The following is a 13,726-nucleotide window of genomic DNA, read 5'->3' on the forward strand; positions in this document are numbered from 1 at the left end:
AGGGCGTGATTTGCGGAAACCTCCATGTCAACGCTTTGAACATGGAGATTACATCATGCGTAAGTCGATCCTTTCCCTCGCCATCCTCGCCGGGGCTCTCACTTTCACTGCCGCAGCCCGCGCCGACGACAGCGTGACCGAAGCCAACCGCGAGAGCATCCGTGTGGCGCGGGGCATCACCGCCGATCGCGATGGCGGTGCCCAGCACGTTCTCGGCTATGGCAACCAGGCGCACACCGGCGGGTTCGCCGGCGCCGAGCACGAAACGGCCGGCATCTCCGCCAATGACGCCTTCCTGTTCGAACTGGGTGATCGCGGTCTCGGCCACAACTGACCGCAGCCCGGCCGCGGCGGCCCGTCCGCAAGGACAGGCTGCCACGGCCGGGGCTTCCATACGAGGCCGGTTCCGTTCAGGTTGGTGAAACCTGAACGGAACCGGCTTTCTTCGTTGGATGGATCTGATTGCCGGGCGGCTATGGCGCCGTTCCGGGCTGCACGGCCGCCACATAAATCCGCCAGCGGCCCTCTTCCTCCTGCGCCAGACGGAACAGGGGGCTTGCCGCGAATGGATCGTTTCGCCACGCTCCATCCTGCGCCGTCACCACCGCCGCCCCGCAACCGAAGCTCTGGTGCAAGAGCGCGAGGTCGGCGGGCGTTCCGGCTCCGTCGAAGACGCGGGCGAACAGGTCGGTCGCCTGGGTGCGTTGCTGCGGCGTCAGCGGTGCGAAGGCGAGGGCCATTTCGGGGCCGGCGAAACAGGAGCGCCGCTGTGCCAGCAGGGCCCAGGACAGGTTGATGGGCCATGGCGTGAGCTTTTCCAGCCGCCCCGGATTGCTGGCGACGCGCACGTCCGCCGCCACCTCACGGCGCACCGCCGCCCACAAGGCGGGATCGCCGGCGAATGTCCGACCATCGATGCTGCGCACCCCATTCAGGTTGCCGGTCGCGAGCCCCATGCTATCCGGTAGACCCGCGGCGATGAGCAGGGCCGCCGCCGCCGTCGCAAGCCATCGCCGGCGCTGCAGGACCGCCGCGATCGCCGCGCCCGCGAACCCGGAAAGCGCCAGCACCGCCGGCAAGACGGCGCGCCAGCCGAGGTCGTTGTTCTCGCCCGCCGTGCTCACAAGGAAGGCGCTGACGGCAAAAGCGCCAAGGGACAGGGCGCCGAGCGCGGAGACGAGGCGGAACCTGTCGGTGTCCCAGCCATGGCGTCGGCGGCGCATCATGAGGAAGCCGGCGGCTCCGGCGAGGGCGATGGCGGGAAACTCAATGGGCAGCAGGAGCAGCCAATAGGCCGGGATATCGAGGATCATCCGCAGCCCCGCCGGAAACGCTGGCCCGAGCACGGCGAACGGCTCGATGCGGATCGGTGGTCCGCCCCCGCGCATCGCCGCGACATGAAGCTGCGCCAGCAGAATGGGCGCCACCAGCGCACCGGCACCAAGGCCCGCCGCCGTGGCCAGCGCCACAAAGCGCCCGCGTCCCTCGGCGGGGCGGCGGATGGCAAGCACCAGCGCGGCAGCCCCGCCCGAGAGCGCGAAGGTGACGCCACCCACCCACAGGGAACTGTCGAACCCCGCCGCGATCAGGAGCGCGAGCACCACTGCCGCGCCGGGCGAAGGCCGCGCCCGCATCTGCGCCAGCAGCCAGACGGCAAGCACCACGCTTGAGGCGGACGCCACATGGTGCGGGCTCCAGCTCGCCTGATAGAGCACGCCCGCGAGCCCGGTCGCCGGCTCTATGAGCTGCTCGACCCGCGCCGAACCGAACAGGGAGGCCAGGAGCGGCCTCAGGGAACCGGAGGCAGCAGCCGCCAGCCCCAGCAGCGGCGCCATGACAGAAGGGCGGAGCCGGAAGGCGATGCCGGCCACCAGCGCCAACGCCGCGAAGGCGGAGAGGAAGGTTGCGGCGGCATCCGCCTCCCATCCCATCGCGCCGGTGAGGATGGAGAGCTGGGCCGCGCCGAAATGCCAGAGATAATAATAGGATATCACCCCTGGTGCGCCGCCGGCGCCGAACACGGGATTGGCTGGTGGCACCACCCCGTGGAGCGCGATCTCGTCGATGAGCGCGATCTTGGCGTGATCGTAGATGGGGGTTGCCAGCGCGATAGCGCCGTCCGCGCCCACCTTGGGCAGGACGGCGGCTGCGGGAATGCACGCGAGCAGCGCGGCGATCGCCAAGGCGGGCAGGAGAATGCGGAAACCGGTGTGTGTGGTGGGAAGCGCCCCCCGTCCGAAGCGCAGGAGCGGCGCACCGACGCACACCAGAGCGGTGACCAGCAGGATGGTGCTTCGCGATAGCCCCGTGACCGGGGCGAGCGCGAGCACGGTCATGTTCTGCACCGCCCAGCCGAGGGCGGGCGCCAGCGCAACGGCTGGGGCGCGGTGGCTCATCACCGCACGGGCGACAAGCCAGCCCGGGCCGCACCAGAGCACGAGCCCGATGAGGACCGAAAACAGGATATGCGCGGACGAGGCCATGCTGGTCAGCTCCAGAGCCCGGCCTCGTCAGAAGCCCTCACAGGCCGGCGAACCAGTTGAAACCCTGTTTCTCCCAAAAGCCGAGCGGATAAGTGTTGGTGACCTCGATGGCGCGGATCCACTTGGGATTCTTGAAGCCCAGCTTCACCGCCGTGCGCAGGCGCAGGGGCGCGCCGAACGGGTCGGTGATGGGCTCGCCGGCGTATTTGGTGGCAAGGATGGTCTGGGGATGGAGCGCCGATGCCATGTCGATGCTCTCCATGTAGTCGTCGTTGCCGTAGAAGGCGATGTATTTCGCCGAGAGGTCGGCGCCGATGCGGGTCAGGAAATCCTTCAGGTTCGGCCCGGACCATTGGCCGATATAGTCCCAGCCTTCCACGCAGATGTGGCGGATGATCTCCTCCTGCTCGGGCAGGGCGTAGATCTGGTCCAGCGTCCAGGGGCGCTTGTCCTTGATGAGGCCGGAGAGTTCCAGCTTCCAGGTGGAGACATCCACCGGCTTCACCTCGTCGATCTCGTAATAGGCATTGAAGCGCGGCGGCTTCACCACGAGGTCGGGGGAAAAGGTGGGGGCGAGCTTGTTCGGGTTGAACAGGGCCGCCTGCACGCCGTCGTTGAAGTCCGAGACGGTCTTCAGCACGCTCTGCACCGCGCCGCGATCGGAGATGTCGCAGCCGGCGAGCAGTGAGAGGGCGCCGAGGCTGAAGGTGCCGCGCAGCACCTTGCGGCGGTCGATGGTCTCAACCAGCTTGCGGTTCTCCACCAGCAGGCTCTTGTCGGGCGTGGTGACCGAGGGACGCCGTGCGGCGAAGGGATTGCGGAATGCCATTTTCGCCTCCGGTCAATGGGGAGTGGTGGGCGCGGGGGCGCCTTCGGGATGCGGATCTTCGGCCGGTACGGCCGGCCCGCCGGTAAGCATGGCGAGGATGGTGCGGGGCACGAGCAGCGCCAGCGCCACATGCACCACCATGAAGCCCACGATGGCCGCCATGCCCAGGAAATGCGCCAGCCGCGCGCCCTGGAAGCCCCCGAACAGGCTGACGAGAAAGGAAAACTGCACCGGCTTCCAGATCGCGAGGCCCGAGACGACCTGCACGATGATGATGGCGATGACGCCCACATAAAGCACCTTCTGCACCGCATTGTAGTGCGTCAGGTCCGCATGCTTCAGGCGGAAGGTCAGCGCCGCCACCATTTCGGCCACCACCTCGCGCGGGCGGATGGGGAAGAACAGCCGGGCAAAGCGCCCGGTGGCGATCCCGTAGGCGAGGTAGAACAAGCCGTTGAAGACCAGGATCCACATGCCGAAGAAGTGCCATTGCAGGGCATGCTGCGCCCAGATGCCGAGCACGATCTCCTGTGGGAAATGCAGGAACCCGAAGATCACTTCGTCATTGTAGATCTTCCAGCCGCTGCCGATCATGATGATCATGGACAGGGCATTGGTCCAATGCATGATCCGGATTGGAAGCGGATGCATGCGCCTTGTGCGGGATGAGACAGTCATCATGGTCGCCTCCAACTATAAATCATGTATTTATTTTCGATAGGTTCGTATTTTATAATTTAACTATCGGATTTTTTGTGTATTGTGCTTTCGACAATTAAATTGTTTGGAGGATCGTAGCCATGCGCGCAGCTCCCTTGCTTCTCGCCCTGGCCCTTGTCGGCGCGGCGCCCGTTGCTTCCGCTGTCGCGGGCGGGCCGCCCCACGCAAACACGCAAACCGGCCCGGCGGACGACGACCTCTCGCCTGCCGAGCGCATGGCCGAGCGCTTCCCGCAGAAGGTGCGGGTGGGTGATCTCGTCGGATTGCCGCTGCTCGATTTCGATGACCGTACCCTGGGCTATGTGCGGGAAGTGGCGCGCACGCCCGAGGGCGGCATCGTGCTGGTGGTGCCGGTGGGCGGCTGGTTCGGCTATGGCGGCCGGCCGGTGGCGGTGCCCCTCGAGACGGTGGCCATCCTCGGCCGCCAGATCGCCCTGCTGGATATCCCCCGTGCCGAGCTGCCCCAGCGAGCCACCTGGGTGCCGAAGGATGGTGCGCCCATCGCCGGCGACGAGATCATCCGCATCGCCATCACCCGCAGGTGAGGCCGGGGCGGGGAGAGGGCGGCCCATCACCGCCCCTCCATGCTGCGGGCGATGCGGTTCACCGCATTCACCGTGTCCATGTCGTGCCGGTTCACCGCCAGGTGCCGGCCGAAGGCAAGCGCGGTGCGCTCCAACGCCGCGCGCAGGCCGAGATCGGTGATGGCCTCGAACTCCGCCACATGGGCGAGGCCGAGGATGCGGCGGTGAATCTCGATGCCGGCAAAGCCCAGCGCATCGCGCCACACGGTGTCGAGATGCCGCGCGAGGGCGGCTTCGCTGCCCACCGCATCGCCCTGGTCCTCGAACAGGTCGCGCCCGCCGAGAATGCCGGTGCGCTCGGTTCGCCACAGGCGGGAGAATTCCGCTGCAAACACCCGCCAGCAGGTCCCCGCCGTGGCGAGCAGCTGATCGCCGGCACGGGCTGCCGCGCGCGCGTCGGGACGGTGGGCCTTGCGGGTGAAATAGGCCATCCAAAGGTGCGCCAGCAACACGCCCACATCGAACCCCATGGGGCCGTAGAGGGCGAACTCGGCGTCGATGACGCGGGTGTCGTCGGCCGTCGCCATCACCGATCCGGTGTGCAGGTCGCCGTGCAGCAGGGTCTCGGCGCAGGTGGCGAAGCGGACCTTCATCTCCTGCGCGGCCATCTTCAGGGCGCGGTCGGCACGCACGGCTTGTGCGGTCGCCTCGAGTCCCGGCGTGTAGCGGTTCAGCGGAGCGTCCTTGAACGGGTCCGAGAACACCAGCTCTTCGGTGATGCCGGCCAGCTCCACGTTGCCGGCAAACAGCGCGAGGTCCGCCTTGCGCGCGGCGGTCGGCATGGACCAGTCGGAGCCGCGAAACAGGGTGCGGGCGAGATAAAGGCCGAGATGCTCACCGAGGTGCGGCAGTTCCTCGCCTTCGATCAGGGCGCGGCGCACCACCTTGTGGGGCGTCAGGTGCTCCATCACCAGGAGCGCCTGGGCGGGGTCGAACAGCTTGAGGTCCGGAACCCGGCCGGAATCGCGCGCGCCGAGACGCTTCAGGGCTTCATGCTCGAAGAAGGCGCGGTCGAGCGACATGGGCCAGCTTTCGCCCACCACGCGGGCATAGGGCAGGGCCTGCTTCACCACCAGCGAGCCTTCATCACTCTCCACGATGAAGACGAGGTTGAGGTTGCCGTCGCCCACCTCGCGCACCCGCCATTCCGTCGCCGGGCCGAGTGCCGCGACGAGTTCCGCGCGGTCGCCGAGGCGCAAGGGCAGGCTGTCACAATCAAGGGGGCGGTAGGAGATGCGCTCGAGCATGGGGTGTCTCCCTGTGTCAGCGGCTGGCGGGTGCTTCGACGAGCGCGTGGGCGTCCCACGCCAGGGCGAAGGCGGCGGCCAGCGCGATGGAGCGGCTGGCGCCGTTGTGGTCGCCCTTCTCGAAATCGCCATCCACGCAGCCGAGCTGGTTGGTGACATGGGCGAGGCACAGCACCGGCCGGCCCTGGGCGCGGGCAAAGGCGTAGAGGGCGGCCGCCTCCATCTCCACCGCCAGCAGCCCCTCGGCCTTGCGGCGGGCGATGGCGGCTTCGGTCTCGCGGAACGGCGCATCGGTGGTCCAGGTGGCGCCGGTCAGCACCGGGCCTTCGGCAGGGGCAAAGGCCCGCCGGGCCATGGCGATGAGATCGGGATCCGCCGCCACGAACGGCGAGGCCGGCAGGTAGTGATAGCTCGTGCCCTCGTCGCGCAGCGCCCGGTCGATAAGGATGTGGTAGGAGGGCGGCGCGTGATCGGCGATCTGGCCGGCGGAGGCGATGGAAATCAGAAGCTCGCAGCCGCAGACGAAGGCCTGCTCGGCCACCAGCACGGAAAAGGACGAGCCAACCGCATAGCCGACGATGCCGAAGGCAAGGCCCTCTTCCTCCCACTCCCACATGTCGGTGTGGTAGCAGGCCCAGACCGGCGAGCGGCGCGCGGCGCGATGGGCGCGCACATAATCCACCATGTCGCCGTCGGGATCGAGCAGGACGATGCGCGGCACCGGCCCTGCCGCCAGGCCCTTCTGGCGGCGCGCCTCGCGCATCATGTTCTCGGGCCGGAAGACCGATGGGGCGCGATGGTCGGCCCGCTCGATCAGCGGCAGGAAGCCGGACGGAAGCGGCGAGCGCACCGGCCATTTGGTGTCGTCGGGCTCGTGCAAAGGCTGTAGCAGCATGGACGTTCTCACATCTTGTTCGGCGCGGCAGCGGGTCCGGAAAGCTGAGTGGCCACCCGCAGGAAGGTGGCGGCGATGCGGGTACCGGCGGTGAGCGTGGTGCGCAGGTTGCCGGCGACCTTGGAGACGCCGCCCCGCCGGCGGCGGTAGGCGACAGGGATTTCCACGATGGCGAGGCCGGCACGAGCCGCTCGCATCTGCATCTCGATGTTCCAGCCGTAGGTCAGCTCCCGCATCCCGAGGCCGACGAGGGCATCGCGGCGGATGGCGCGGAAGGTGCACATGTCGGAATAGGCGACGCCGTAGAGCGTCCGCATGCCGAGGCCGGCGGCGCGTCCCGCCGCCACCTGGTGCCAGGCCATGCTGCCCGCCTCCCGCACGCCGCGGGTGCGCGAGGCGATGGCGAAGTCCGCCGTGCCCGTCTTCAGCGGCGCCAGAAGCGCGGGCAGGAAGGCCGGGTCGTCGGCGCCATCGGCATCCATGAAGGCGATGATGTCGGCGCCGCGCGCCTCGCACACGCCCTCAAGGCAGGCGCGGCCGAAGCCGCGGCCGGAGGCGAGAACGGTAGCGCCGGCGGCGATGGCGATCTCGCGGGTCGCGTCGGTCGAGCCGCCATCGGCCACGATGATCTCGTCCACCACCCCCACCGGGATCTCGGCGAGGGTCGCGCCGATGGCGTCCGCCTCGTTCAGCGCGGGGATGACAAGGGCGACGCGTTGGGTTCCAGCCTCGGCCATCACAGGCTCCATCGCAGGCCGCAATTGGCGCAGGCGGCGGGCGGCGCCTCGGACAGGAGCCCGTCGCGGAAGCAGCGATAGGCCTCGCCCTCCCAGATCTCGGACAGGCTCTGGCGGGTGGCGTCACCGAGCGTGTAATTCTCGTAGCCGCGCTGGGAGAAGGGCGCGATGCAGCAGGGCAGGGCGCGGCCGTTGGCGGTGAAGTACATGACCGTCCACGGGCGCCGGCACATGGACCAGGGCGAACCATTCTCCGCCCGCTTCAGGCTCATGCCCGGCTCGGCGGCGGCGCCGGACGCTGAGAAGACCATGCCCAGCTTATGGGCGATCTCGGTCGCCTCGGCGATATAGCGGGCTTCGTCGGAATTGATCTGCTCGTAGAGCGCCTGATCAGGCCGGGCGAGGCCAATGGCCTCCTGTTCGAAGAAGACGAGGCGCTGGAGATAGACTTCCTTGACGCCCAGCTCGGCGGCCACCTTCACGAAGGCTGGCAGTTCGGAAATGGTCTCCTTCAGCCCGGTGAGCCATGCGGAGACGCGCGGGTTGGTGTGGCCCTCGCGCTCCTGCAATTCACGAAAGGCGCGCACGTTCTTCAGTATGCGGTCGAAATAATTCTTGCCGCGGATGGCGCGATAGGAGGCTGCATTGGACGCGTCCAGGGAGACCCGCAATTCGTCCAGCCCGGCCTCGATCATGGCGCGGCCGTTCTTCTCGTTCAGCACCGTGCCGTTGGTGTTGAACAGCACATAGGTGCCGCGATCCTTGAGATACCGGACCATCCTGTCGAGGTTCGGCACCAGCATGGGCTCGCCGATCCCGTGCAGCACGCAGCGCTCCAGGTCCGGGATCTGGTCCACGATGGAGGTGAACAGCTCCCAGCTCATGTCGGCCGGGGGCTCCAGCTCCTCATAGGTGCGCGGGCAGGTGGTGCACAACAGGTTGCAGCGGTTGGTGGTCTCCAGATAGAGGCACACCGGCTTCTTCACCGGAACGCTGGTGCGGTTCGTCTCCGCCCGCTCGAAATAGCGACGGGTATCGAGGGCGCTGCCGGGGGTGATCACGTTCATGGGGCTTTGTCCGTCAAGGGGATGGGGGCGCTCACGAGGCGCGGCGTTGCGGGATGTCGCCGGGCCGCTCAGTGGGCAGGCCGAGGCGTTCAGCGAGGTCCTGCGTGGCGAGCAGGCGGCGCATCAGCCGTTCGGTATGACGGGCGGCGCCGCGCTGAAGGCCCGAGGTACCGAAGGGCACGGCCTGGATGACCTCTCCATGCAGCAGCCGCAGCGCGGCGGCATCGTCCACGTCGTACCAGGGTGGCAGCAGGTGAACGTCGAGGCCGATTTCGGATGCCCGGTCCAGCGTCTGCTGGCAGACCCGCTCGGTGCTCCAGTCGATGTCCTCGAACAGCCGCCAGCGCGGTGTCTTGAGGCCCAGCACGTAATAGCCGCCGTCGGTGGAGGGGCCGAGCACGGCCCGCTCTCCGGGTCGCGCCAGTGCGTCGGCCAGTTCGGCGAGAAGGGCAGGGGGCAGGGTGGGGCTGTCGGAATTGAGCACCGCCGCCGCCGGGTGCCCGAGAGCGAAGAGGTGACCCATGGTGGCTCGCAGGCAGGCGCCGAAGCCGGGCAGCGCGGCCTCGATGCGGCCCACGCCGGGCGGCAGCAGGGCATCGAAGAAGTGCCCCGCGCCCGCCGGTCCATAGGCCACATAGGGCGTGATCCGCGACAGCGCGCCGGCGGCGAAAATGTTGCCGACGATGTCCTGCACGAAGGCGGTGTTGAAGGCGGCGGCCTCGTGGGGCGAAAGCGGTGGGCAAAGGCGCGTCTTGGTCCGCCCCGCCGCCGAGGCCTTTGCCATGACGGCGATGGCGCAGGAGCCAATGCCGGACGTCGACACGCCGGACGTGGGTCGCTCGGACGTGATTACGCCGGACGTGGACACGTCGGGATGGGAAATACCGGCCGGTCCTTCAGTCATCGCAAGCCCCCGCTCTGGTGTGTTGTTGGTGAGGAGTTCGCTCGCCGGGGGCCGTGCGTTACACGCCTCACGAAGGAGTGAACGAGCAGTCTTCAGGAGCCGTGGCCGCCGCCCGTCCCAGCGCTATCCGCGCGCGTCGAGTTGCGCGCGCAGCTCTGCCACCTCCGCCTCCAGAGCGGCGATGCGGTCGTCGCGCTCCTCCAGCGCTGCGGCGACGAGGGGCGCGTCGATCTTCTGGGGGATATGCTGCGGGCAGTTGATGTCCCAGGCGCGCACCCGAAACAGCAGCGCGCGCTCCGGCAGGGCGCCGTAGTCTTCCGGCATCAGGCGGGCGACAAGATCCGGGTCGTTCTCCACCGCGCGCAGCTCGCCCCAGATCTTGATGCGGCGGCGATGGGCGTAATCCATGAGGAACAGGAAGGCCTTGGGGTTCTCGCTTACGTTTCCCAGCGTCACATACTGGCGGTTGCCGCTGTAGTCGGCGAAACCCAGCGTCTCTTCGTCGACGACGCGGATGAAGCCCTTCGGGCCACCGCGGTGCTGGACATAGGGCTGGCCCGACGCGTTGGCGGTGGCGAGATAGGCCGTGTCCAGCTCGCCGAGAAAGGCGACGAGATCCGGCGTGATCCGGGTGCGGAAGCCGCCCCGCGCCTCGACGCGGGCATACATGGCGCGTGAACCGCGCTTGGCCTGCGCCGCCTTGACCGCGGGCGTGAAGGCGATGTCGCTGGCAGGCGCCGAATTGAGCGGATCTGACGGATCAGACATGGCAAGTCCTCCAGAGGGAGGCCGGGACCGCATGACGGTCCCGGTCGATGGAATGTCAGGCCGCGCGCGGAGCGCCGGAGCGCACCACCGGGAAGTCGATCTCGGTTTCCGCGACGTTGTTGAGGTAGTTGGTGAAGATGTTCATGGCGACATGCGCCACGATCTCCACGATATCGCCGTCGCCGAGCCCGGCCTGGCGGGCCTGGGAGAGGTCCCCATCGCTCACCTTGCCGCGGCTCGCGACCACCGCGCGGGCGAAGGCGAGGGCGGCTTCGGCCTTGCCGTCGGTGGCGCGGCCGGAACGGGCCTGGCTGATGTCGGCGTCGCTGAGGCCGGCGCCCTTGCCGATGAGCGAATGGGCGGAGAGGCAATAGTCGCAGCCGTTTACCTCGGCCACGGCAATGGCGAGGCTCTCGCGGATCTTCGCCGGCAGCGCGCCGCCGCCGAGGGCGCCGGACAGGCCGATGAGGGCTTCGAGGGACGCCGGCGAGCGGGCCGCAACCTTGAACAGGTTGGGGGTCGAGCCGAACTTGGCGGCGACGGCGGCGAGAAGATCCTTGGCCTTGCCGGTAGCGGTGGCGGGATCGAGGGCGGGAATGCGGCTCATGGGATTGATCCTTCCTTCGGCGTCCCCGGGCGGGGGGCTGAGGCGGTGACGAAGCCGCTGCGGCTGCGTCGGGTCCGGCTCTTCGTGGGGCGCCGTGGTGGAAAGCTAGGTCTTCCAGCCGTTGATCAGAATGGGTAGAGTTTGAAACCCATTATTTCGAAAAGTGAAATCAAGGCATGGACCGGATCGACGCCATGACCGCCTTCGTCACGGCCCTCGACGAAGGCAGCCTTGCCCGTGCCGCGCGACGGCTCGGCCGCTCGCCGGCGGCGATCACGCGCGCGGTGGCTCAATTGGAGGAGCATCTCGGCACGCGCCTCCTCCACCGCACCACGCGCGCCCTGCACCTGACCCAGGCCGGCGAGCTTTATCTTGCCTCCTGCCGGGCCATCCTTGCCGATCTCGCCGAGGCGGACCTGCTCGCCGCCGGTGAGCGCACCGATCCCCGGGGCGTTCTTTCTGTCACCGCGCCGGTCATGTTCGGCCGCCTGCACGTGGCGCCCGCGATCGAGGATCTCATCGAGGCTTATCCGGCCCTGGAGGCGCGGCTGCTGCTGGTGGACCGGGTGGTCCACCTGATCGACGAAGGCCATGACGCGGCAGTGCGCATTGGTCATCTGCCGGATTCGAGCCTGGTCGCCACGCGGGTCGGGGAGGTCCGGCGCGTGGTGTGCGCGAGCCCGGATTATCTTGCCACCCGCGGCACCCCCACCGTCCCGGCGGACCTGTCGACGCATCGGATCATCTCATTCTCGCAGGTCACCGAGAATGCGGTCTGGACGTTTTCTGCCGGTCCCTCGGGCGGGGCGCGCAAGCAGGTGAGCGTGGCGGCCTGCTTCACCGTCAACACCGCCGATGCGGCCATCGCGGCCGCGGCGCGGGGGCGTGGTATCACCCGCGTGCTGTCCTATCAGGTGGAGGAGGCTGTGGCCGACGGACGCCTGCGCATCCTGCTGGAGGCTTTCGAGGGAGAGCCGCTGCCCGTGCACGTGGTCTATCCGGGCGTGCGCCTGCAGGCGGCGAAACTGCGCGCCTTCGTGGATTTCGTGGTGCCCCGCCTGAGGGCACGGCTCGCCGCCCTGCCGGTCTCCTCGGGCCGGGCCTGAACGGTCTGCGCTCAGCCGGGCCTGCCGAGGCGCTCGCGCAGGAACTTCGTCATGAGCCGCACCTTCTTCGGCGTATAGCGCCGGCTGGCATAGATGAGCCAGGCGGCGGTATCGAACGAGGTGGCGGTGATGTCGTAGTCGGGAAAGAGGTCGATGAGCGTGCCGGTGGCAAGGTCCGGCCCCACCAGCCAGTCCGGTAGCAGCGCGAGCCCGAGCCCGTCGCGGGCCGCGCGGCGGATGGCGAGGCCGCTCGAAATGGCGATATCGCCGCGCACCGCGACCTCCTCCACCTGGCCGTCGCGGCGAAACATCCAGCGCAGGCGGAAGTCCGGCAGGCCGAACACGATGGCGCAATGCTTCCCGACCTCCTGCGGGGTGCGCGGGGCGCCCTCCCGCGCGCAATAATCCGGGCTCGCCACCACCCGGTACCGGGTGGCGAACAGCCTTATGCCAATCACGTCCGCCCGCACGTCCGGCGCCAGCCGGAGCGCCATGTCGATCCGCTCGGTGGCAAGGTCGAGGTTGGTGTCGGTGAGGATCAGATCGAGCTTGAGGCGGGGAAAGCGCGTGCGCATCTCCGCCAGCAGCGGCATCAGGCAGGCCTCCCCGAAGGCGACGGAGGCTGTCAGCCGGAGTGTGCCAACCGGCTCCGCGCGTGCGGACGCCACCTCGTCGCGGGCGCGGTCGAGCTCGTCGAGGATGGGCTCCACGCGGGCAAGGTACGCCTGCCCCGCCTCGGTGAGCGACATGGCGCGCGTGGTCCGGTGCATCAGCCGGGCATCAAGCTCCGCCTCCAGCGCCGCCACGGCACGGGAGACGGCGGAAGCGTCCATGTCGAGGTCGCGGGCGGCAGCGGCGAAGCTGCCCCGTCTCGCCACATGGACAAAAATGCGCAGCTGGGCCGTGTCCATTCGTGCAGCTTATGCACGAATGTACTGTCGCAGTCCCCATTTTTCCCCGCCGTGGGCGCGCGCCATCTTGCCTCTGCTTTTGGAGGTATCTTGGCATGAAGACATTGCTTCGCATCGATTCCAGCGCACGTATCGAGGGCTCGCGGTCGCGGCGGCTCGGCGATGCGCTGGAGGCACGCTGGCGCGCCGGCAGCCCCGACGGCGCGGTGGTCCGGCGGGACCTCGCGGCCGATCCCGTCCCGCACATCGAGGCCACCACCATCGCCGGCTTCTTCACTCCGGCGGACCAGGTCACCGATGCGATGCGGGCCGCGACCGTGCTCTCCGACCGGCTCATCGGCGAGGTGGAGGCGGCGGATGCCCTGCTCATCACCGCGCCAATGTATAATTTCGGCCTGCCCTCCACGTTGAAGGCGTGGATCGACCATGTGGTGCGCATCCACCGCACCGTCGCCTATGACGGCACCACCTTCCAGGGCCTCGTCACCGGCAAGGCGGCCTATGTGGCGCTCGCCTATGGCGCGGGGAGCTACGAGCCGGGCGGGGCGCTGGCCCCCTTCGACTATGCCAAGCCCTATCTTACCCACGTGCTCGGCTTCATTGGCTTTCGCGACATCGAGGTGGTGGGCGTGGAAGGCACCAGTGGCGAGGAAGGCGCAGCTGCGGCTGCGCTCGATGCCGCACTGAAAGCCATCGAAAACCTGCCGTCTCTCGCCGCCTGAAAGTTTCCGGCGAAAAATCGTCGGATGCGCGAATAAAACCGAATGCTCCGCGGTCTTGGCTGGTGTGGGTCCGCCCACGCCAGCTGAAGCGGCCGCTCCCCCGGGGGCGCCGCTCTCCCGCGCCGGACGTGTCCGGCCCATCCGGA

The 13,726-nt window shown here is 68.4% G+C and carries 15 protein-coding genes; 4 read left to right on the top strand and 11 right to left on the bottom strand.

Going from position 1 to position 13,726, the window contains the following annotated elements:
* The first annotated feature begins 55 nt into the window (after nucleotides 1–55).
* The gene (locus V5F66_RS00265) at nucleotides 56–334 is read left to right on the top strand and encodes a hypothetical protein (RefSeq protein ID WP_394092943.1); all 279 of its coding nucleotides are present in this window, start codon (nucleotides 56–58) and stop codon (nucleotides 332–334) included.
* Between the two features lie 139 nt (nucleotides 335–473).
* Here V5F66_RS00265 and V5F66_RS00270 read toward each other — a convergent pair whose 3' ends face one another.
* The 3 genes from V5F66_RS00270 to V5F66_RS00280 are packed head-to-tail and all read right to left on the bottom strand — an operon-like array spanning nucleotide 474 to nucleotide 3,993.
* Nucleotides 474–2,483, bottom strand: a complete 2,010-nt coding sequence (locus V5F66_RS00270; RefSeq protein WP_394092944.1) for a hypothetical protein — start codon at nucleotides 2,481–2,483, stop codon at nucleotides 474–476.
* A gap of 37 nt (nucleotides 2,484–2,520) precedes the next feature.
* The gene (locus tag V5F66_RS00275; RefSeq protein ID WP_394006218.1) at nucleotides 2,521–3,312 is read right to left on the bottom strand and encodes a molybdopterin-dependent oxidoreductase; all 792 of its coding nucleotides are present in this window, start codon (nucleotides 3,310–3,312) and stop codon (nucleotides 2,521–2,523) included.
* Between the two features lie 12 nt (nucleotides 3,313–3,324).
* Complete coding sequence (locus V5F66_RS00280; RefSeq protein ID WP_394050491.1) at nucleotides 3,325–3,993, bottom strand: cytochrome b/b6 domain-containing protein; 669 nt, start codon at nucleotides 3,991–3,993, stop codon at nucleotides 3,325–3,327.
* Between the two features lie 119 nt (nucleotides 3,994–4,112).
* Here V5F66_RS00280 and V5F66_RS00285 point away from each other — a divergent pair, with 119 nt between their 5' ends.
* The gene (locus V5F66_RS00285; protein WP_394050489.1) at nucleotides 4,113–4,577 is read left to right on the top strand and encodes a PRC-barrel domain-containing protein; all 465 of its coding nucleotides are present in this window, start codon (nucleotides 4,113–4,115) and stop codon (nucleotides 4,575–4,577) included.
* Nucleotides 4,578–4,603: 26 nt separating this feature from the next.
* Here the strand turns inward: V5F66_RS00285 and mtnK are convergent, their stop codons facing one another.
* The 7 genes from mtnK to V5F66_RS00320 form a co-directional block, all read right to left on the bottom strand.
* Complete coding sequence (mtnK, locus tag V5F66_RS00290; protein WP_394050487.1) at nucleotides 4,604–5,863, bottom strand: S-methyl-5-thioribose kinase; 1,260 nt, start codon at nucleotides 5,861–5,863, stop codon at nucleotides 4,604–4,606.
* A 16-nt stretch (nucleotides 5,864–5,879) separates the two neighbouring features.
* A complete protein-coding gene (locus V5F66_RS00295) occupies nucleotides 5,880–6,758 on the bottom strand; it encodes a nucleoside phosphorylase (RefSeq protein WP_012112985.1) in 879 nt (292 codons plus the stop codon).
* Nucleotides 6,759–6,766: 8 nt separating this feature from the next.
* A complete protein-coding gene (locus tag V5F66_RS00300; RefSeq protein ID WP_394006224.1) occupies nucleotides 6,767–7,495 on the bottom strand; it encodes a glycosyltransferase family 2 protein in 729 nt (242 codons plus the stop codon).
* The gene (locus V5F66_RS00305; RefSeq protein WP_012112987.1) at nucleotides 7,495–8,562 is read right to left on the bottom strand and encodes a radical SAM protein; all 1,068 of its coding nucleotides are present in this window, start codon (nucleotides 8,560–8,562) and stop codon (nucleotides 7,495–7,497) included. The genes V5F66_RS00300 and V5F66_RS00305 overlap by 1 nt, the downstream gene beginning before the upstream one ends.
* 31 nt (nucleotides 8,563–8,593) lie before the next feature.
* Nucleotides 8,594–9,466 (bottom strand): TIGR04282 family arsenosugar biosynthesis glycosyltransferase, encoded by an 873-nt coding sequence (locus V5F66_RS00310; protein WP_012112988.1) that lies wholly within the window; start codon nucleotides 9,464–9,466, stop codon nucleotides 8,594–8,596.
* A gap of 123 nt (nucleotides 9,467–9,589) precedes the next feature.
* Nucleotides 9,590–10,234, bottom strand: a complete 645-nt coding sequence (locus tag V5F66_RS00315) for a pyridoxamine 5'-phosphate oxidase family protein (RefSeq protein WP_394092945.1) — start codon at nucleotides 10,232–10,234, stop codon at nucleotides 9,590–9,592.
* 55 nt (nucleotides 10,235–10,289) lie between these two features.
* Entirely contained in the window at nucleotides 10,290–10,841 is a 552-nt protein-coding gene (locus V5F66_RS00320; RefSeq protein WP_394092946.1) for a carboxymuconolactone decarboxylase family protein, read from the bottom strand.
* Nucleotides 10,842–11,017: 176 nt separating this feature from the next.
* On the opposite strand from V5F66_RS00320, the gene V5F66_RS00325 reads away from it, so the two are divergent.
* Complete coding sequence (locus V5F66_RS00325) at nucleotides 11,018–11,947, top strand: LysR family transcriptional regulator (RefSeq protein ID WP_394006225.1); 930 nt, start codon at nucleotides 11,018–11,020, stop codon at nucleotides 11,945–11,947.
* Nucleotides 11,948–11,958: 11 nt separating this feature from the next.
* On the opposite strand, the gene V5F66_RS00330 is transcribed toward V5F66_RS00325, so the two are convergent.
* Entirely contained in the window at nucleotides 11,959–12,858 is a 900-nt protein-coding gene (locus V5F66_RS00330) for a LysR family transcriptional regulator (RefSeq protein ID WP_012112992.1), read from the bottom strand.
* A gap of 95 nt (nucleotides 12,859–12,953) precedes the next feature.
* Between V5F66_RS00330 and V5F66_RS00335 the strand changes: the two genes are divergently transcribed.
* Nucleotides 12,954–13,580: an FMN-dependent NADH-azoreductase gene (locus tag V5F66_RS00335; protein ID WP_394006228.1), complete on the top strand. Its 627-nt coding sequence runs from the start codon at nucleotides 12,954–12,956 to the stop codon at nucleotides 13,578–13,580.
* Nucleotides 13,581–13,726 lie beyond the last annotated feature (146 nt).

It is taken from the genome of Xanthobacter versatilis (genome assembly GCF_043193975.1).
Taxonomy (GTDB): domain Bacteria; phylum Pseudomonadota; class Alphaproteobacteria; order Rhizobiales; family Xanthobacteraceae; genus Xanthobacter; species Xanthobacter autotrophicus_E.